This window comes from Acinetobacter sp. YH12134 (genome assembly GCF_013418555.1).
GTDB classification, from domain to species: Bacteria; Pseudomonadota; Gammaproteobacteria; order Pseudomonadales; family Moraxellaceae; genus Acinetobacter; species Acinetobacter indicus.
Genome location: NZ_VPBT01000006.1, coordinates 108,765 through 128,207, shown reverse-complemented (window position 1 = coordinate 128,207; position 19,443 = coordinate 108,765). Strand labels below are relative to the sequence as shown.

The following is a 19,443-nucleotide window of genomic DNA, read 5'->3' as shown; positions in this document are numbered from 1 at the left end:
CATACAAAACAAATAAAATGATTGCTTTAGTAATTGTGATTTACATAACACTTTAATAGAATATCGAGCAATAATTATCAGAAACTTGAGAATTTATATGATCAAAATAACAATGATCATGCCGATTCAGTGTCTGTCGCTTTGCTCTTTTTTATTTTTTTCTTCTGCTCATGCCAATACGCTTGATCAGCAACGTGAGCACGCGGTGGAGATGGTTCGGTCCGGGCAGGTGGTCTCTGGACTCAATCGCTTGCAGGCGTTATTAGCTCAATTTCCCACAGATCAAAAGTTAATTGCGGATTATCTAGTTTTGGCCTATGGTCAGCCTGTGGTACATCCACAGGATTTATACCGCCTAACGCAGCAGATTCAACCTAAAACCTTTCCTGCCTATGCCCAGGTCAGCGCTATCAAGGTGCTCCGTGATGCCAAGCAGTACGCTCAGGCCAAAGCGTATCTGGCCCGGTTTCAGCCTTTAAATACCCAGGCCAGCGGCAAAGTCTGGCACGCGATACTGGAAGCCGAGTCGGGTCAGGCAGCAGCCGCTAAAACGTTGCTGAAAAACCTGCAATGGCAACAGCTTAGTGCCGATGACCTGAGTTTATTGTCTTATACCTATCGTATCCTGAATATGCCGGTACAAGCCTTGCAGGCAGCCGAAGCCGGATTAAAAAAGCAAAGCAGCATTGCAGGCCATGAACAATATGTACTGTCGCTGATGCTTAATGGCAAGCATCATGCAGCAGAGAACTATCTGCTGCAACAACAGTTAGCACAGAGCCATCCTCGTTTATTATTGCAAGTCAAACAGCACCAGTTTTCTACCCGGATTCAGAATGCAGTACAGGCCTATAAAACGGCACAACTGCGCAGTGAATATGCAACAGCCTATACCGAGCTGAATGCGGTACTGGCCGATATGGCTGCACATGAACCACAGGTGGCAGCTGACGCCGAACTGCAGCGCGCATTCTATGCCGATTATCTGTATGCCTTGGGACAGCGTAAGCGTCATCAGCAGGTCTTGAAAATTGTGCAACAGCAGCATCAGCCAATTGCAAACTGGCCGGCTTATGTACGCCATGCCATTGCCGATGCCTATCTGGCCACCCGACAACCGGAACTGGCTGAACCGGTGTATTTAAGCCTGTTTCAGGAAAAGAACTATGCAGACTATACGGTGTATGCCGGTTTGTATTATGCCTATATCGAACAGGAAAAATTCAAGCAGGCTGATCAGCTGATTCAGGACATGGACCGTCAGTTACCGCGTTATCGTTATAGCGAGGCCAAAGGCGTGGACCGCAGTACCCATGAAGACCGGGAGCAGTATCTGGCTTTAAAAGGGCTGAACTATGCCTACCGCAACGAACATGCCAAAGCCGAGCAGTATTTTGAAACCCTGGTTTCAATTGCACCGAATAATCTGGCCTATCAGAGCAATCTGGCACAAATTCAGCGCTGGCGTGAAAAACCACTGACTTCCCAACAAACGCTGGAGCAGTGGAATGGCCTGGATCAGGTCAGTCAAATCACCCAGATTAACCAGATGCAAAATGCCCAAGCCCTGAATGATATTAGGGGCTGGCGTCAGCTGAATCAGGCCTTGTTACAGACGGCTGCAGATGATACCGGTGTGCAATTAAGCCGCAAAGAATTAAAGGATCGCGATCATTTCAGCATTCAGCATGAAAGTTATTTTTCTGAAAGTCGTTCCGATCAGGAACAGTTGCTGAACCGTTTAAAAGGTTCAGAAGAGCGTACCCATTGGACCCGTCTTAACAGCCCGTGGCTAAATGAGCATTATCAGGTTTTTATTGACCATCAGCATCGGCAGGGGCGTTATGAAGATGGCACCCTGGATGATCCGCGTTTAGGTCTGGGTGTGGCCTGGTCCAAAGATCGCAAGTATGCCAGCCTGTTGCTGTCTCAATCTTTAGATGAAGACCGTGTGGGCGCTGCACTGGACTGGTCACACTGGTTAAATGATCATTGGCAATATCATCTGGCGGTGAATACCCAGGCCGATATTCCGTTGCAGGCAACGGCCAAAGCACATGAAGGACAGTCGTATCGGGCGGGTTTTAACTGGCAGGCCAACGAGTCGCGTAAAGCCGGTGCACAATTTCAATTGACCGATATTGATGATGGCAACACCCGTCAGGAATATCAGGCCTATTTTAGCCAGCAGTTTTATCAGGCCCCGCATCATCTGAGTCGTGCCACGCTCAGCGGCTATTATGGAAAAAATAAGCCCGTCGCCGTGGATTATTTTAATCCTGAATCCAGCCATAGTTTAGAGCTGAAACTGGAACATGACTGGATGACCTGGCGTCGTTATGAGCAACATTTTAATCAGCATTTTGAACTGACGCTGGGCACATTTGGACAGAAAGATTATTCCAATGAGCCGATATATAACCTGTTTTATCGCCATGACTGGCGTGTGTCACGAACCTGGAAACTGCACTATGGCATTGGTTGGGGCAGCCATCCGTACGATGGCAAAACAGAAGAAAAAACCTATGCAGTATTCGGCTTTGAAGGACGATTCTAATGCAAATGAAACCCGCTTTACTCCTGAGTGCCTGTATCGCTGCATGTGTTTATTCTCCTTTGACCGTGCAGGCCGAGACCAGCACAGCGCCAGCAGCAACTACAGCGCCGCTTGATGCGCAGGCCTATGAATTTGTTACCTTAACTTTTCATGATGTGCGTGATGACGTTGCCAAACAGGGTGACCGTGATCTATACGCCATCAGCACCCATAACTTTGCCCAGTTCCTGCAATGGATCAGGGAACATGGCTGGCAGCCTATTCGGTTAGAAGATGTCTGGCAGGCCCGTCAGCATAAGACAGCCTTACCGGAAAAAGCAGTATTAATAACTATTGATGATGGCGCGCTCAGCAGCTATAGCCATATTTTCCCCTTATTAAAACTGCATCAGGTTCCGGCTGTTTTTGCTATTCCGACCAGCTGGATTAATGGCAATACCAAAGATGCCTATGAAGCCTATGGAGAGGGCAACCTGATGAACTGGCCGCAGATGCGTGAAATGCAGCAATCCGGTCTGGTCGAGTTTGCCTCACATAGTGATGACCTGCATCACGGGATTATTGCCAATCCGCAGCTGAACCAGCAGCCGGCCGCGATTACCCGTGAATATTTCCCGGCCCAGCAGCGTTATGAATCTGATCGCGCCTATGCGACGCGGGTGGTGAAAGATTTACGTCAATCGAAGCAGATTCTAGATCGTGAATTAGGAATTAATACCCGTGCTATTTTCTGGCCGTATGGTGCGGTGACCAAGGAAACTGAAGCGCTGGCCCGTGAAGCCGGTCTACCAATGTCGTTTAGTCTGGGCAGCGTACTGACATTGGCCGATGCCGATACCACCTATCAGCGTGCCCTGATTACGGAAAACCCATCACCTGAAGAAGTGTTTGGTGAAATTAAAGACTTCTTAATGAATAGCCGGGCGCCGCATAAGCAGCGTAAAAGTTTATTACGCATTAACCTGGCAGATCTGGCGGGGAGCAATATCACCGCATCAGAAGCACATCTGAGCCAGCTGCTCAATCAGGTCAATGCCTTTCAATCCAATACGCTGGTCCTGAATGCGGTGGCCGATCAGAATGCCGATGGCAAAATTGATGTAGCTTATTTTCCGAATCGAAGCTTGCCAGTGGCTCAGGATTTGCTGAACCGGGTGGTATGGCAGGCCCGGACCCGGATTGCTAATCGGGTATATGCAGAAATGCCGCTGAGTCTGGAAACCCGGCAAGGTTATGATCTGGCAGAATTGACCGCAGATCTGGTGAAAAACAACAGCTCGATTGAAGGGCTGATGATTGAAACCGGCGATGCGTTACATTGCGCCGTATTTCAGGCCGAATGGAATGCAAGCTGTCAGGCACAGCTGCAACAGGTATTGAGCATCAAGAACCGGACCAAAAGCCAGGGTAAATACTATGCCAATATCAGTAATAACTATCAGACTGCATTAAAGCTGGAGATTCAGAATCAGCCACTTGACGGACTGAAAAAACTGCTGCAGCAACTTCCGGATCATGCTGATTTCCTGTATCTGGCTGTCGATCCGTTGGCATCCCCTCAAGCCATCAAAAATCTGCATCAGGCTTTAAACCAGTTAAATGATCGTGAAAAGCAGCATTTGATGATTAACTTGCAGATCAATTCGGATAGCACTGCAACAGAGTGGCGACATTATCAGCAGATATATCAGCAGCTGAGACGTCAGGGCATTCAAAAAATTGGTATTGATAATTATCAGCCGACCCATGGGCAGGCCGTGCATCAGCACCTGTACCAGGCGTTGAGCCTGAATGCAAGTCCGCTGAGTTATCGTGATCCCTATGTCCTGGAACAGGGAGAGCCGCAATGATGGAAGTGTTCTCGAAATTGAGTTTTAACGATTTTTATTTTGGTTTTGCATTTTTATATCCCTTGTTGATGGCCTGGCTGTGGATTGCGGGCGGGATCTGGTTTTATTTTAAACGGGAACATCGTCAGGATCATTTCCCTGAACCGAGCGATGAAGGCTGCAGTATCGTCATTCCTTGCTTCAATGAAGAAGAGCAGGTCAGACGTACCATCAAGTTTGCCATGCAAAGCCAGTATCCGGAATTTGAAGTGATTGCAGTCAATGATGGCAGTCAGGACCGGACTGCAGCAATTCTGGATGAGCTGGCTACGCAATATCCAAAGCTACGGGTGGTCCATCTGGCCGAAAACCAGGGCAAAGCCTATGCCTTAAGAGCCGGGGCAATGGTTAGTCGCTATGAATTTCTGGTCTGTATTGATGGTGATGCGCTGCTGCATCCACACGCAGTATTCTGGATGATGCATCAGCTGACCAGCTTTCCGCGTGTCGGGGCGGTTACCGGTAATCCACGGATTATTAACCGTTCCAGCGTGCTCGGTAAAATTCAGGTCGGTGAATTCTCTTCAATTATTGGATTGATTAAACGCGCGCAGCGTACCTATGGCCGGATTTTTACCGTATCAGGTGCGATTGCCGGTTTTCGTAAAACCGCGCTGGACCGGATTGGCTACTGGCGTGATGACATGATTACTGAAGATATTGATGTTTCGTGGCGTTTGCAGTTCGACCACTGGGATTTGCAGTATGTGCCCAAAGCCCTGTGTTATATCTATATGCCGGAAACCTTCAAAGGGTTATGGAAACAGCGCTTACGCTGGGCACAAGGCGGGATTGAAGTGCTGATTGCCTATGTGCCAAAACTGTTTAAATGGCGCCTTAGACGGATGTGGCCGATTGTGATTGAATCGATCATCAGCGTGCTATGGGCCTATGTGATTATGGGCATCTTTGTGCTGTATTTTTATGGGCTGTTTTTCCCCTTGCCGGGCGAGTGGGCAATTCAATCGATTCTGCCGCAGTGGTACGGGGTGATTTTGGGCCTGACCTGTTTGCTGCAGTTTCTGGTCAGCTTAATGATCGATCATCAATATGATAAAAACCGTACCTTGAGAACCTATTTCTGGGTAATCTGGTATCCGCTATTTTTCTGGCTGATTACCGCGCTGACCACGGTGGTGTCTGTGCCAAAAACTTTGCTGAAAAAGCAGAAACGTGCACGCTGGGTTAGCCCGGACCGTGGTTTTACCAAGGAGCACGAGCATGGCTAAATTTAAAATGATTGAGGATGAAGCTCAGCTGGAGCTACCAGAATATATTGATGAGCCGCGCTATGTACGTAACAAGGCCGCAGGCTATGGACTATTCTTTCTGGGCTGGCTGGCCTGGATCTGGTTATTCCTGCCTCTGATCACTATGTTGCTGTGGCTGTTTCAGGGCTATACCGTATATGAGCAGCTGTTTGTGATGTCGGCACCGCAAAGCTCGTTCAGCCTGTTTTATCTGGGGCTGGCGATTATGGTGTTTATTCTGATTCTGCTGATCTGGGCTGTGTATAACTGGCTGCGTTTTCGTGATAATGAGCGCCGGGCTTTTCCGGAGCATATTCAGACTGAGCAGCTGGCGGAAAGTTTTCAGGTCGACACAACTGAAATGGCGTATTTGCAGCAGGCCAAAAATCTGACCTTACATTATGATCAAGATGGACAGCTGGAAAAATTTGAAGTTCATCAGCCACTGTCTTCATCATAGAACATTGAAAAACAGCCATAAAAAACGCAGCCTTAGCTGCGTTTTTTTATTCACCTCATTTAAGTTGATGAAGTTTCCTGATTGATTTTCGGCTGAGATTTCAGGCTTTGGGTCAGACCGTTAATATCACCGCCATGAATACCCAGTTCACTCATCAGGCTGTCAATTAACGGCGCTTGCGAACGATAGCGCAGGGCACTGTTCACCACCTGATCAGACAGGGCCACCTGACCATGACCGTGTTCGCTGCCATCGACATGTGCGCTGCCCATCCCATTTAAACCATTGACGTGCAGAATCTTGATGTCATCAATATTTTCCATTGGCTTGACGCTTTCACGGATAATTTCTGGCAGGTATTTCAGCATGGCCAGACGTACCTGCATTTCGACCTGTTCCGTCGACAGGATGTTATTGGCTTCGTTGACTGCACGGGTACCTTCAGCATCAACCTGATACTGTTTTTCCATCGCTTGTGCCAGCAGGACTTTGGCATCGGCTTCACCACGCGCTTTTAAACGCAGCTGTTCTGCATTGGCTTCTGCGGTAATCCGCACCGCTTCCGCTTCATCGACCGCCGCCTGTTTGCCCGCTTCAGCAGCAACAGTAATGGCAATCGCATCTTTTTCAGCGGCCTGCTTGGCAGCCACCAGCTCGACTGCCTTGGCACGTTCTGCGCGCTGGGTTTCACGTACGGTAATCACTTCTTCTTCTGCTTTTACCGCTTGAGCACGGGCTAAATCGGCCTGCGCTTTGGCTTCAGATTCGGCACGGGATTTTTCCGCAATGGCAATGGCGCGGTCCTGTTCGGCCAGCTCAATGGTTTTCTTCTGTTCCACTTGGGCTTTTTGGACTAGCTGTTCTTTTAAAATATTTTCATTGGCGACATCACGTGCTGAGCCAATCCGTTTCAGTTCAATTTCACGTTCAGCAGCAATGCGGGCTTCTTCCGCTTCACGTTTTTTGGCTGCTTCCTGGGCTGCAATTTCCGCCAGCTGTTCAGCACGGCGTACCGAAATTTCACGTTCTTGCTGTAACTTGGCATATTCTTCTTCACGAAGAATCTGCAGGCGCGCCTGTTCGGCTTCCAGGTTTTTGGCTTTAATGGCTAAGTCGGCATCCTGTTCAATGTCGTTACGTTTACGACGACGGTCTTCAATGGTTTCGGTTAATTTGGTCAGACCTTCGGCATCGAAAGCATTTTGCGGGTTAAAGTAGCGGAAACTGGTCTGATCCAGTCCGGTTAAAGATACAGTTTCCAGTTCCAGACCGTTTTTAAACAGATCTTCCGACACCACCTGCTGTACTTTCTGTACGAAGTCGACGCGTTTTTCATGCAGTTCTTCCATCGCCATTTCTGCGGCTACGGCACGTAAAGAATCGACAAATTTACCTTCGACCAGATTTTTTAATTCATTCGGGGACATGGTTTTTTGCCCCAGCGTTTGTGCTGCGGTGGCAATAGATTCAGCGGTCGGTTTAACCCGCACATAAAATTCGGCCATGACATCGACACGCATACGGTCGCGGGTAATCAGGGCCTGATCTTCAGCACGGCGCACTTCCAGACGCAGGGTATTCATATTGACCGGAATAATTTCATGCAGCACCGGTAACACAATCGCCCCCCCGCCGAGAATGACATGCTCACCGCCAAAACCGGTACGCACAAAGGAAATTTCCTTGCTAGAGCGGCGATACAGGCGGGCCAGGATTAAACCAATCACAAATAAGGCCAGGAAAATAATTCCGGCAATAATCAAGACGTTATACATATTTGAACTTAACATTGTTATCTCTTGTGTTTTTCAGTTGTTAATTTAAATGCATGGCATAAAAGCCAATTTTGGTTCTCCCCGTTAAAATTACGGATTGACCCTGTTGAAAACTTTCGTCCTGTTCCGGTTCTACCAGAATATAGTGGGTCAGACCATGCTGATCCTGCACTTTGGCTTCTGCCGGAGAATTGGGAGTAGCCACACCTAAAATAATGGTGGCTGTGCGGCCAATCAGCTCGTCACTATAAATGGCGGTGGTTTCATCTTGCGGTAAAATGTGGGCAATCAGCATGGCGCTATAACGCACCAGGGGCATGCTCAGAAACAGACAGGCCGGTGCCATTATCCAGGCGGTAATATATTGTCCAGTCCATTGAAACAGTACCGATTGTAAAATCAGGCCAGACAGACCATATAAGGTCAGGAAAATAATCAGCCAGATCAGCAGCGGTACCCGGCCAATGTACAGCCAGTCTAAAAACTGGACCAACAGGCCACTAGAACCATCAATATTCACTTCCACATCTTTATGCGGAATTAAGTCATCCGGCAGAAACTGGTCCAGAATGCCCTGACTGCCGCCACCGGCCAGTAACAGAAACACTTCCAGCAGGGCAAAGAAAAACAGCAGGCAGATACAGACACTAAAAATCAGATTGGAAGGGTGAGTGAGCAAATCCCACATAACTGAATACTCTATTGTTCTGTTGTGTTTAAATTATTGATATTCAAAATATATATTATTATTGAATGCGCCTAGCATAGCATTAGGCCGCGTTTTTGTCTAAAAAACCTGCATATTTTAGGCAAAAAAATACGCAATGATTGGGGTGATCATTGCGTAGAACAACGAATCTGCTTGCACAGTTTCGGTAAAGGAGAAATGTTATGAATTAGGATTGCTCCTAGAACATGTGACTAGAATACGCCGGCGTTGGGCTGGGTTCAGCGGCGTTCAGGTAAATTCATGTTAAAGATTGTTGCTTCTATAAAAATTGTGTGACATTTCTCTCCATATTTTCTCCATCATTGTAAACGTAGCATAAAAAAGCCTTTCGCGAGGAAAGGCTTTTCAAGATCAGCATGGGGCTTAGAAGCGGAACACCCCTAAACCGGCTTTAACTTCATTTAAAGTGGCTTGAGTAATGTCACGGCACTTATCGGTACCGGTCTTTAAGATATCCATGATGTAATCCGGATCTTTGGCCAGTTCTAAACGGCGTTCACGGATTGGACCAATCAGCTCTTTTAAAATGCCTTCCAGACGTTTTTTCACGGTACCATCACCCAGACCACCACGGCGATAATGGGCTTTTAATTCTTCCAGTTCTTCTTTGTTCGGATCGAAAGCATCTAGGTAGGTAAATACCACGTTGCCTTCAACCTGGCCCGGATCTTCAATGCGGAGGTGGTTCGGGTCGGTGTACATGGCATTTACTGCTTTTTTAATGTCTTTGTCAGTAGCATCGAGCACAATGGTGTTGCCCAATGATTTTGACATTTTGGCTTTACCATCAAAACCAGGTAAACGGCCAACATTCGACAGCAGTGCTTTACATTCAGGCAGCAGGTCCTGACCTACCTGACGGTTAATGCGGCGTACAATTTCGTTGGTCTGTTCGATCATAGGAATCTGATCTTCACCCACGGGCACTACAGTCGCTTTAAACGCGGTAATATCGGCCGCTTGGGCAACTGGATAGCACAGGAAACCAGCTGGAATATCACGTTCAAAACCACGCATCTGAATTTCAGATTTAATGGTCGGGTTGCGCTCTAAACGTGCCACAGTGACAAAGTTTAAATACAGCATGGTCAGTTCATTCAAGGCCGGCAGGCAAGACTGAACACAAATGGTGGTTTTGGTCGGGTCAATGCCCACGGCCAGGTAATCGGTCGCCACTTCAATAATATTACGACGTACTTTTTCAAAGTTGTCGGCGTTATCAGTCAGGGCTTGAGCATCGGCAAGTAAAAGATGTTGATGGTGAGAATCCTGTAAACCTACACGTGAACGTAAAGAACCTACAAAATGACCGAGGTGAAGTTGTCCGGTTGGACGGTCGCCAGTCAAAATAACAGGACGATTATCTTGATTACTCATTATCTCTTCCAAGTCGTTGTTACGACATTTCTATACCGATGATTGGGCTACATTGTACGGCATAATATTTTTGAATGTCACGGGATAAGCCGAACAGAATCAACAATTGTCTGGAAATTTTAAAGATTTATTAATGAAGTAAATACAGAGTTTTGGAAGATTTCTCCTTAGAATAAGCCTAGAACACGATAAGGATAAAAATTATGGCGAGTAGCTTATTACTATTATTAGATGATATTGCCACTGTTTTAGATGATGTGGCGGTCATGAGTAAAATGGCCGCAAAGAAAACGGCCGGTGTACTCGGTGATGATCTGGCCCTGAATGCCCAGCAGGTCAGCGGTGTACGTTCGGAGCGGGAACTGCCGGTGGTCTGGCGCGTGGCCAAAGGTTCTTTTGTCAATAAACTGATTCTGGTGCCTCTAGCTCTACTGATTAGCGTGGTGGCGCCGTGGCTGATTAACCCGTTACTGGTCGTGGGCGGTTTATTCTTATGTTATGAAGGGGTTGAAAAAGTCCTGCATTCCTTGCACAAGAAAAAAGCCAAAACTGCCGAAGAAGCGCAGCAGGAATTAATTAAAACCGAAACCGATCTGGCCACGTTTGAAAATGAAAAAATCAAAGGGGCAGTCCGGACCGACTTTATTCTCTCGGCAGAGATTATTGTCATTTCCTTGGGTACTGTAGCTACCGCGGCCTTTGGTGTAAAAGTCACAGTGCTGAGTATTATTGCCATCGCCATGACCATTGGGGTCTATGGGTTAGTGGCATTTATTGTCAAGATTGATGATATTGGGCTGTATCTCTCGGAACAGGCTTCTAATTTTAAACAGTCGGTCGGGCGCGGCTTGTTGGCCTTTGCGCCAATCTTGATGAAAATCCTGTCGATTGTCGGGACTCTGGCCATGTTCCTGGTGGGCGGCGGGATTATCAACCACGCTATTCCATTGGTACATCACTTTACCGAAGACAGTGTGGAATACGTGCAGGAAATTCCCAATATCGGCAGTATTTTTGGTGCGCTTACTCCAACCTTGATCAATTTTGCTGTGGGCTTTATTGCCGGTTTGATTGTGGTGGCGCTAATTGGTCTGGTGAAAAAGGTCTGGCCCCGTTCCAAAGCCTCTTAAACTATGTAAAATTCTAGCCAAGAGATAAAGATAATAAGGAGATTGCTATGCGTTGGAAAGGTCGTCGCGTCAGTAGCAATGTAGAAGATCGTCGCGGTGGTGGCGGTGCCAAAGCCGGCGGGATCAGTATTCTGGGTCTGGTGGTGGCTTTTGTGGCCTGGAAGTTTTTTGGGGTCGATCCGCAAACAGCCTATCAGGCCACCAAACAGGTGACCAATCAGGGGCAGAGCGCGGAAACGCGTGGTCTGGAAAATCCGACGCCGGAGCAGCAGGAATCGATGGAGTTTATTGGCACTATTCTGGCCGATACCGAAGATACCTGGACGCAGGTGTTTGCCGAGCAGCTGAATCAGCAATATGTGCCGCCCAAACTGGTGATGTTTAATGGTGCGGTCAGTTCCGCCTGTGGCAATGCCAGCGCTGCCATGGGGCCGTTTTATTGCCCGGCCGATCAGAAAGTCTATTTAGATACTGGTTTCTTTAAAGATATGCGCACCCAGATGGGAATTTCCGGCGAGCAGAACCAGACCGAATTATCGCGTCAGGATCAGGCTGGAGATTTTGCCCAGGCTTATGTGATTGCACATGAAGTCGGCCATCATATTCAGACCATTCTGGGGATTTCCGGACAGGTACAGCAGATGCGTCAGCGTGCCAGTCAGGTCGAAGGCAACCAGTTATCGGTTCGTCAGGAACTTCAGGCCGATTGTCTGGCCGGTGTCTGGGCGCATCATAACCATCAGCGTACTCAATTCCTGGAACAGGGCGATGTACAGGAAGCGATGGATGCCGCACATAAAATTGGTGATGACTATTTGCAGAAACGTTCGAGTGGACAAGTAGTGCCGGATAGCTTTACCCATGGTACCAGTGCCCAGCGCGTGCAATGGTTTAATACTGGTCTGAAGTCGGGCAATATGAATGATTGCGATACCTTTGGACAAGCCATCTAAAGCGTTGCATCCGCTTTTTAACTCAAGGTGAATACAGGAGGATGTGCAACTGCATGTCCTCTAGTTTTTTAAGCCTAGCTTTTCTAACTAGCACAGCTTTTCATCCCAATAGATTTCAACACTCTAAGATTCTTTTTATGTCTATTCCAGCACGTCCCAGTCAGGAGTTGGCCGCTTATATCACCGCGGTGATTGCCCAGATTCCACCTGGTAAAGTTGCCACCTATGGTCAGATTGCAAAACTGGCCGGTTTGCCGAAACATGCGCGTCTGGTGGGTTATGTACTGAAACATCTGGCACTGGGGCATGTGTTGCCATGGCATCGGGTGCTAAATGCGCAAGGGAAAATTAGCCTAAGCAAAATCAATGCGCAGGGTGAAAATATACAGGCGTTAAAACTGATACAGGAGGGTGTAGTGGTCCTGAATAACAAGGTGAGCTTAAAGCAGTATCAATGGCAGCCCTAAAAATAAAAAATTCCCCATACCCGCAGGTACAGGGAATTTTCTGGAGGAAAGATTAACGTACGATGAGTACAGGAACATTACCTTCGCCCAGTACGCTTTGCGCGACGCTACCGAGGAATAACTTTTTCAAACCGGTACGGCCATGAGAACCCATCACAATCAGGTCTGCATTCATTTCAGTTGCAGCACGTGCAATTTCACGATGAATCACTTGACCTTCAAGCAGACGAGACTCAACTGCTACACCTTGTTCCTGGAATTTTGCTTTGGCTTCATCCAGTGTTTTGAGAATAGACACACGCGCACGTTCAATCAGGTCATTGGTCTGGCCTGCTGAAATGTATTCTGATGCAATATATGGATCGAGTGTTAACACCTGTGCAACGGTTACTTTACTGCCGAAAGCTTTGGCAAGCTCGACTGCTTTGGCAACTGCTGCGTAAGAAGTTTCAGAACCGTCCACTGGAACTAAAATGTGTTGAAATGCCATCGTTATTTCTCCTTATTGTGTCATTCAACAATAAAAAATTGAGGGAACACTTTCTATTGCCTTAATCTTATCTTAGCGCTTATTTTTAAATAATAAAACCCAGTAATTTCATAGGGATAATTATTTTTTAAGGAAGTTTAAGCCTTTCTAATTTAACATGTTTTTGAGTAATTAATCAGCAGTTTACACTAAAGTTGAAGGCTTATTTCATTAAGTCTGGCTTTAGAATGTGTTTAGCTCAGGTTTTTTGAGTTTTAATATCGATTAGATGAAAGTTTTGACCTGATGCTTGGCCTAAGCAAAAGTCCAAGGGAATAATCAGCAGTCTTTGAAATAATCAACCAAAGCAGCAACATCCTCTGTCTGTAACTGTTCCCGCATCTTTAAAAACTGCTTTTCATCCATCTCGTAAATTTTAAGGGAAAGCAGTTTTTCTATATCTTCTTGTGGAAAGCGATATTTAATAATTTTGGCAGGAACTCCTCCCACCACGGCATAAGGTGGAACGTCTTTTGTTACGACCGCACCACTTGCCACAATTGCACCTTCACCCAGCGTCACGCCTTGCATAATCATGGCACGTGAGCCAATCCAGCAACCATCACCAATAACAGTATCGCCAGCAGGTACAAAACTGCGCGTATCAAACGGAAAGGCAGAAATCCAGTCAGTTCGGTGTAACTGATTACCGCCCATCATAATCACGCATTCCGCCCCAAAACACACGAAATTGCCAATATAAAGCTGATCAATTGGCTTCTCAGGCGTAGAAGGCTTGTCATGCAAATAACGCACAACACAACGCTCAAAACCCTGATCCCAATAAGCAGAATAATAAGAATAGTTTCCCTTAATGTGAATATTAGGGTTTTTCATAGTTTTAGAAATAAATTCGAATTCACACCAATGCTTAACAGGGGAATTAATTAAGGGTTCAGCCATAAGAGCAATCAAAGAACAAGCGTAACGCCATTATAGCCGAAGTTAACTCAAATGCTTAAAGGCCTCAATTGCACGAACACGACTGCTTTTTAAATCTACAATCGGCTTTGGATAATCCAATTTTAGTTGTGGATTTTTCGCATAAGGTTCGTGAATTTGTTTCGCATTTAAATGTGAAATTTCAGGTACCCATTGACGAATATAATCGCCATTTGCATCAAACTTTTGCGACTGACTTACAGGGTTGAAAATACGGAAATACGGTGCAGCATCTGTTCCTGTAGATGCACACCACTGCCATCCACCGTTATTGGCAGCCAAATCACTATCAATTAAATGCTGCATAAACCATGATTCGCCTAAACGCCAATCTATCAGTAAATTTTTGCTTAAAAACATCGCGCAAATCATACGAGCACGGTTATGCATCCAACCCGTTGCAAGTAACTGTCGCATGCCAGCATCTACAATTGGGATACCTGTTTGCCCATGCTGCCAAGCCTGTAAATCTTCAGGAGCATTGCGCCATACAATGCGTTGAGTGTCTAATTTAAATGGTAAGTTTTTCGATACGCGAGGGTAGTCGAATAAAATATGCTGATAAAACTCACGCCAAAGGAGTTCATTTAACCAAATTTGTTGCCCATTGTTTTCAAATTCCATACAGCCGTGACTGTGGCGAAACAAAGCTTGTAAACATTGGCGAATAGAAAGAATGCCAATATTTAAATAAGCTGCAAGTTTACTCGTGCTATTCAAATTCGGGAAATCACGTTCAATATGATAATACTCAACTTGATTTTCAATAAACTCATCTAAAAGTTCCCAAGCATGATGCTCACCAATTTGCCAAAGATTCTGTAGGTTTTCGCTGATTACTTTTTCTTCTGAATCTGAGTAAATATCACTTAATTGTGGAACTTCTCTTGTAAAGTCATTGTGCTGTGGAATTGGTTTTTGAACCTCAATAGTTGGGTAGCATTGTGGCAAGCTTATGCTGAGTTTCTCATAGCATTGCTTTTTAAATGCACCAAATACTTGATATGGATGACCAGTTTTATTACGAATGCTTCCAACAGGGAAAATAGTTCGGTCATGATACAACTCAAAACGAATATTATTCTTTTCTAATAGCTGTTGAGTTTGAGCATCGCGTTTTAATTCATTTACACCCAATTCTATATCGGCATGAACAGCTTGAATATTATGATTTTGGCATAAGCTTAATAATTGATTTGGCAGGTCTTTCCATAATGGAATAGTTAAAATAACAAGTGGAATATTTAACGTGGCAAGTTCATTTTTTAGATGATTCAGTTGTCTTAAATAGAAGTCAATTTTAATTAGCGCATCATTGTGCACTTGCCATTGTTTTGGCGATAGCACGACTAAGGCAATGCATGGGCCAGCTTCGCGAGTATGCCAAAGAGCTGCATGATCATGAATTCTTAAATCTTGACGGAACCAAATAAGCTGCATTTTAAAATTTATAGAAAAATATTGACTATTAAAGCATATACATTTGCTGTAATTTTTTTGTGAACTTTTGTTTGAAAGATAATAAAAAAACCCCTCAAACGAGGGGCTTAGGCAATCTGGGCATTGAATTGATTAGATATATTCAACACTTACGATTTCGTATTCTACTTCACCTTGCGGGGTGACAATTTTTACGTCATCGCCTTCATTTTTGCCCAACAGGCCACGCGCGATTGGAGAGTTCACAGAAATCTTGTTAATTTTGAAATCTGCTTCGTCATCACCGACGATCTTGTAGGTTTTTTGCTCTTCAGTATCCAGGTTTTCAATCGTTACTGTAACACCAAAGACCACACGGCCATTTTGCTCTAATTCTTTCACATCAATAACCTGAGCCGCGCCCAGTTTACCTTCGATGTCTTGAATACGGCCTTCGCAAAAACCTTGCTGCTCGCGGGCCGCATGATATTCTGCATTTTCTTTTAAGTCACCGTGTTCACGTGCTTCTGCAATCGCAGCAGTAATACGTGGGCGTTCAACAGTTTTTAACTGGTGTAATTCTTTCTCTAAGGCGACTTTGCCTTCAGGAGTCATAGGATAACGTTGCATTGTTGTCCCTCAAGTTGAATATTAGAAAAATACAGCTCTATAAATGAAAAAAAGCCCGCCACCGAGAGGTGACGGGACTTCTCGGTATACAATTAACCTTTGCTTAAATCTTGCAAACGATAAACATCCATCGGCAATTTAATGGCTAACGCTTGGCATACCGCATCGGCACCATTCAGGGTAGTCGTATGATAGACCTTACCTTGCAGGGCAGAACGGCGGATTGAGAATGAATCCTGCTGCGCTTGTTTGCCTTCAGTGGTATTGATAATGAGGTGAATTTCGCCATTTTTCAAGCGGTCCACAATATTCGGACGACCTTCAGTTACTTTATTCACACGTTCACATTCAATTCCTGCGGCTTTGATCACATCATAAGTACCGCCGGTAGCGATAATTTTGAAGCCAAAGTCTGCAAGCTGTTTGGCAATACCTGCTGCACGTGGTTTATCAGAATCACGTACTGAAATGAATGCATGCTTGATTTCACCTTCGGTTGGCAAACCTGGTAAGCGTTCATTCGAGCCTAACACAGCTTTGTAGAATGCTTCACCAAAAGTTTTACCCACACCCATTACTTCGCCTGTAGATTTCATTTCAGGGCCAAGGATTGGGTCAACACCCGGGAACTTGTTGAATGGGAACACCGCTTCTTTAACAGAGAAGTGCTCAGGAATAATCTCGGTTGTGAAGCCTTGTGACTCCAGAGATTGACCCGCCATACAACGTGCAGCAATTTTCGCTAATGATTCACCGATACACTTAGATACGAACGGCACGGTACGAGAAGCACGTGGGTTCACTTCCAGAATGTAAACGTCATCGCCTTTTACCGCGAACTGTACGTTCATTAAACCGATAACGCCCAGCTCTTTGGCCATCGCTACGGTTTGACGACGCATTTCGTCCTGTACTTCGTTTGATAACGAGTAAGGTGGAATCGAACATGCAGAGTCACCTGAGTGAATACCCGCCTGTTCAATGTGCTGCATGATCCCGCCGATCACCACATCTTTACCGTCAGATACGCAGTCTACGTCAACTTCAATCGCATCATCCAGGAAGCGGTCAAGAAGAACAGGGGCATCATTCGACGCCTGAACGGCATCACGTAAGTAACGCTTCAATTCTTCTTCGTTGTACACGATTTCCATCGCACGGCCACCTAGTACGTATGATGGACGTACCACCAGTGGATAGCCCACTTTCGCCGCTTCAGCAATACCTTCTTCAGCAGATTTTACGATGCTGTTGTTTGGTTGACGCAGTTGCAGACGTTGAATCATTTGCTGGAAACGTTCACGGTCTTCGGCACGGTCAATCGCATCTGGAGATGTACCAATGATTGGTGCACCAGCCTCTTCTAACGCACGCGCCAGTTTCAGCGGTGTTTGACCACCGTACTGTACGATAATGCCTTTAGGCTTCTCGGTACGCACGATTTCAAGCACATCTTCCAAAGTAATTGGTTCGAAGTACAGACGATCTGAGGTGTCATAGTCAGTAGAAACCGTTTCAGGGTTACAGTTCACCATGATGGTTTCATAACCGTCTTCACGCATCGCAAGCGCCGCGTGTACACAGCAGTAATCGAATTCGATACCCTGACCAATACGGTTAGGACCACCACCGATGACCATGATCTTGTCTTTCGCAGATGGATTCGATTCACATTCTTCATCGTAAGTTGAATACATATAAGCGGTATCAGATTCGAATTCTGCCGCACATGTATCCACACGTTTGTAAACCGGAGTCACGCCCAGGTTCCAGCGGTGTTTACGGAATTGTTTTTGTGAAATACCCATCAGGTTGGCGATGCGCAGATCCGATAAACCTTTGCGTTTGAACGCACGGATATTGTCTGCGTTTAAATCACCGAAACCTAAAGTTTTGATCTGGTTTTCAGTATTGATGATGTCTTCAATCTGAATCAGGAACCAGCGGTCAATTTTGGTCGCTTCAAATACTTCGTCTAAAGTGAAGCCATGACGGAAGGCATCCGCTACGTACCAGATACGCTCTGGGCCTGGAACTTTAAGTTCTTGCAGGATTTTCTCGCGTGCGCCTTCAGTACCCACTTCGATTTTTTCATCAAAACCAGAAGCACCGACTTCTAGACCACGAAGGGCTTTGTTGACAGATTCCTGGAAGTTACGGCCAATTGCCATTACTTCACCCACAGATTTCATCTGAGTCGTCAGTGTTGCATCTGCTTGCGGGAATTTTTCGAAGTTGAAACGTGGAACCTTGGTTACAACGTAGTCAATTGATGGCTCGAACGATGCAGGAGTTGTACCGCCAGTGATGTCGTTTTTCAGCTCATCCAGGGTATAACCCACTGCCAGTTTCGCTGCGATTTTCGCAATCGGGAAACCTGTTGCTTTAGACGCAAGGGCAGATGAACGCGATACACGCGGGTTCATTTCAATGATAACCATACGGCCATCTTTCGGGTTAATACCGAACTGAACGTTAGAACCACCGGTTTCTACACCAATTTCACGCAGTACCGCTAAAGACGCGTTACGCATGAGTTGATATTCTTTGTCGGTCAATGTTTGTGCCGGAGCAACTGTGATGGAGTCACCAGTATGCACGCCCATTGGGTCAAAGTTTTCGATTGAACAGACGATAATACAGTTGTCGTTTTTGTCACGAACAACTTCCATCTCGTATTCTTTCCAGCCAATGAGTGATTCATCAATCAATAACTGGTGAGTCGGAGACAGGTCGAAACCACGTTCACAGATTTCAAGGAATTCTTCGCGGTTGTACGCGATACCGCCACCAGAACCACCCATGGTGAATGATGGACGAATAATCACAGGGAAACCGAAGCGCGCCTGAATGTCCAGCGCTTCTTCCATAGATTCCGCAATCGCAGCTTTTGGACATTCTAGACCAATTTTACGCATTGCTTCGTCAAACAGTTTACGGTCTTCTGCTTTTTCAATCGCTTCTTTAGTCGCGCCAATCAGCTCAACATTGTATTTTTCTAAAATACCGTTGGCATCCAGAGCAAGGGCACAGTTCAGTGCAGTCTGGCCGCCCATGGTTGGTAAAACTGCATCTGGACGTTCTTTTTCAATGATCGCTGCAACGGTTTGCCAGGTGATTGGCTCGATATAGGTTGCATCCGCCATTGCCGGGTCAGTCATAATCGTCGCCGGGTTCGAGTTCACCAGAATGACGCGGTAACCTTCTTCACGCAGCGCTTTGCAGGCTTGAGCACCCGAGTAGTCAAACTCACAGGCCTGACCGATAACAATAGGACCAGCACCAATAATTAAGATGCTTTTAATATCCGTACGCTTTGGCATTATTTGCTCCTT

At 46.0% G+C, this 19,443-nt stretch carries 15 protein-coding genes; 7 read left to right on the top strand and 8 right to left on the bottom strand.

The annotated features are described in order from the left end of the window. The first annotated feature begins 97 nt into the window (after nt 1-97). From pgaA to pgaD, 4 genes are read left to right on the top strand one after another with little or no spacing between them, the layout of a single operon-like run. Nucleotides 98-2,557: a poly-beta-1,6 N-acetyl-D-glucosamine export porin PgaA gene (gene pgaA, locus FTU69_RS06315; protein WP_180103626.1), complete on the top strand. Its 2,460-nt coding sequence runs from the start codon at nt 98-100 to the stop codon at nt 2,555-2,557. Next, nucleotides 2,557-4,407: a poly-beta-1,6-N-acetyl-D-glucosamine N-deacetylase PgaB gene (gene pgaB, locus FTU69_RS06310; RefSeq protein WP_180103625.1), complete on the top strand. Its 1,851-nt coding sequence runs from the start codon at nt 2,557-2,559 to the stop codon at nt 4,405-4,407. Before pgaA ends, pgaB begins: the two co-directional genes overlap by 1 nt. Continuing rightward, nucleotides 4,407-5,675: a poly-beta-1,6-N-acetyl-D-glucosamine synthase gene (pgaC, locus tag FTU69_RS06305; RefSeq protein ID WP_171249326.1), complete on the top strand. Its 1,269-nt coding sequence runs from the start codon at nt 4,407-4,409 to the stop codon at nt 5,673-5,675. The genes pgaB and pgaC overlap by 1 nt, the downstream gene beginning before the upstream one ends. Continuing rightward, nucleotides 5,668-6,156 carry a poly-beta-1,6-N-acetyl-D-glucosamine biosynthesis protein PgaD gene (gene pgaD, locus FTU69_RS06300; RefSeq protein ID WP_005176275.1) on the top strand — a complete coding sequence of 163 codons (489 nt, stop codon included), beginning with the start codon at nt 5,668-5,670 and terminating at the stop codon, nt 6,154-6,156. Before pgaC ends, pgaD begins: the two co-directional genes overlap by 8 nt. Before the next feature lie 59 nt (nt 6,157-6,215). On the opposite strand, the gene FTU69_RS06295 is transcribed toward pgaD, so the two are convergent. The 3 genes from FTU69_RS06295 to trpS all read right to left on the bottom strand — a co-directional run bounded on the left by FTU69_RS06295 (nt 6,216) and on the right by trpS (nt 10,038). Further along, the gene (locus FTU69_RS06295) at nt 6,216-7,946 is read right to left on the bottom strand and encodes a flotillin family protein (RefSeq protein WP_127798958.1); all 1,731 of its coding nucleotides are present in this window, start codon (nt 7,944-7,946) and stop codon (nt 6,216-6,218) included. 25 nt (nt 7,947-7,971) lie between these two features. Beyond that, the gene (locus FTU69_RS06290) at nt 7,972-8,619 is read right to left on the bottom strand and encodes a YqiJ family protein (RefSeq protein ID WP_087662142.1); all 648 of its coding nucleotides are present in this window, start codon (nt 8,617-8,619) and stop codon (nt 7,972-7,974) included. Nucleotides 8,620-9,024: 405 nt separating this feature from the next. Beyond that, a complete protein-coding gene (gene trpS, locus FTU69_RS06285; RefSeq protein WP_180103624.1) occupies nt 9,025-10,038 on the bottom strand; it encodes a tryptophan--tRNA ligase in 1,014 nt (337 codons plus the stop codon). Nucleotides 10,039-10,241: 203 nt separating this feature from the next. On the opposite strand from trpS, the gene FTU69_RS06280 reads away from it, so the two are divergent. The 3 genes from FTU69_RS06280 to FTU69_RS06270 all read left to right on the top strand — a co-directional run bounded on the left by FTU69_RS06280 (nt 10,242) and on the right by FTU69_RS06270 (nt 12,588). After that, nucleotides 10,242-11,168 (top strand): DUF808 domain-containing protein, encoded by a 927-nt coding sequence (locus FTU69_RS06280; RefSeq protein WP_180103623.1) that lies wholly within the window; start codon nt 10,242-10,244, stop codon nt 11,166-11,168. Between the two features lie 47 nt (nt 11,169-11,215). Continuing rightward, nucleotides 11,216-12,121 (top strand): neutral zinc metallopeptidase, encoded by a 906-nt coding sequence (locus FTU69_RS06275; RefSeq protein WP_016659937.1) that lies wholly within the window; start codon nt 11,216-11,218, stop codon nt 12,119-12,121. 137 nt (nt 12,122-12,258) lie between these two features. Then, nucleotides 12,259-12,588 carry an MGMT family protein gene (locus tag FTU69_RS06270; protein ID WP_218946414.1) on the top strand — a complete coding sequence of 110 codons (330 nt, stop codon included), beginning with the start codon at nt 12,259-12,261 and terminating at the stop codon, nt 12,586-12,588. Between the two features lie 52 nt (nt 12,589-12,640). Here the strand turns inward: FTU69_RS06270 and FTU69_RS06265 are convergent, their stop codons facing one another. The 5 genes from FTU69_RS06265 to carB all read right to left on the bottom strand — a co-directional run bounded on the left by FTU69_RS06265 (nt 12,641) and on the right by carB (nt 19,431). Continuing rightward, nucleotides 12,641-13,078 carry a universal stress protein gene (locus FTU69_RS06265; RefSeq protein ID WP_005176293.1) on the bottom strand — a complete coding sequence of 146 codons (438 nt, stop codon included), beginning with the start codon at nt 13,076-13,078 and terminating at the stop codon, nt 12,641-12,643. 318 nt (nt 13,079-13,396) lie between these two features. Then, complete coding sequence (locus tag FTU69_RS06260; RefSeq protein WP_180103621.1) at nt 13,397-14,020, bottom strand: CatB-related O-acetyltransferase; 624 nt, start codon at nt 14,018-14,020, stop codon at nt 13,397-13,399. 42 nt (nt 14,021-14,062) lie between these two features. Further along, nucleotides 14,063-15,499 carry a deoxyribodipyrimidine photo-lyase gene (locus FTU69_RS06255; protein WP_180103620.1) on the bottom strand — a complete coding sequence of 479 codons (1,437 nt, stop codon included), beginning with the start codon at nt 15,497-15,499 and terminating at the stop codon, nt 14,063-14,065. 132 nt (nt 15,500-15,631) lie between these two features. Then, nucleotides 15,632-16,108 carry a transcription elongation factor GreA gene (greA, locus tag FTU69_RS06250; RefSeq protein ID WP_075167191.1) on the bottom strand — a complete coding sequence of 159 codons (477 nt, stop codon included), beginning with the start codon at nt 16,106-16,108 and terminating at the stop codon, nt 15,632-15,634. A 92-nt stretch (nt 16,109-16,200) separates the two neighbouring features. Beyond that, the gene (gene carB / locus FTU69_RS06245; protein ID WP_016659941.1) at nt 16,201-19,431 is read right to left on the bottom strand and encodes a carbamoyl-phosphate synthase large subunit; all 3,231 of its coding nucleotides are present in this window, start codon (nt 19,429-19,431) and stop codon (nt 16,201-16,203) included. Between the last annotated feature and the right edge of the window lie 12 nt (nt 19,432-19,443).

Coding starts and splice junctions, on each gene's coding strand:
- pgaA (WP_180103626.1), top strand. CDS start 98: ATGATCAAAATAACAATGATCATGCCGATTCAGTGTCTGTCGCTTTGC.
- pgaB (WP_180103625.1), top strand. CDS start 2,557: ATGCAAATGAAACCCGCTTTACTCCTGAGTGCCTGTATCGCTGCATGT.
- pgaC (WP_171249326.1), top strand. CDS start 4,407: ATGGAAGTGTTCTCGAAATTGAGTTTTAACGATTTTTATTTTGGTTTT.
- pgaD (WP_005176275.1), top strand. CDS start 5,668: ATGGCTAAATTTAAAATGATTGAGGATGAAGCTCAGCTGGAGCTACCA.
- FTU69_RS06295 (WP_127798958.1), bottom strand. CDS start 7,946: ATGTTAAGTTCAAATATGTATAACGTCTTGATTATTGCCGGAATTATT.
- FTU69_RS06290 (WP_087662142.1), bottom strand. CDS start 8,619: ATGTGGGATTTGCTCACTCACCCTTCCAATCTGATTTTTAGTGTCTGT.
- trpS (WP_180103624.1), bottom strand. CDS start 10,038: ATGAGTAATCAAGATAATCGTCCTGTTATTTTGACTGGCGACCGTCCA.
- FTU69_RS06280 (WP_180103623.1), top strand. CDS start 10,242: ATGGCGAGTAGCTTATTACTATTATTAGATGATATTGCCACTGTTTTA.
- FTU69_RS06275 (WP_016659937.1), top strand. CDS start 11,216: ATGCGTTGGAAAGGTCGTCGCGTCAGTAGCAATGTAGAAGATCGTCGC.
- FTU69_RS06270 (WP_218946414.1), top strand. CDS start 12,259: ATGTCTATTCCAGCACGTCCCAGTCAGGAGTTGGCCGCTTATATCACC.
- FTU69_RS06265 (WP_005176293.1), bottom strand. CDS start 13,078: ATGGCATTTCAACACATTTTAGTTCCAGTGGACGGTTCTGAAACTTCT.
- FTU69_RS06260 (WP_180103621.1), bottom strand. CDS start 14,020: ATGGCTGAACCCTTAATTAATTCCCCTGTTAAGCATTGGTGTGAATTC.
- FTU69_RS06255 (WP_180103620.1), bottom strand. CDS start 15,499: ATGCAGCTTATTTGGTTCCGTCAAGATTTAAGAATTCATGATCATGCA.
- greA (WP_075167191.1), bottom strand. CDS start 16,108: ATGCAACGTTATCCTATGACTCCTGAAGGCAAAGTCGCCTTAGAGAAA.
- carB (WP_016659941.1), bottom strand. CDS start 19,431: ATGCCAAAGCGTACGGATATTAAAAGCATCTTAATTATTGGTGCTGGT.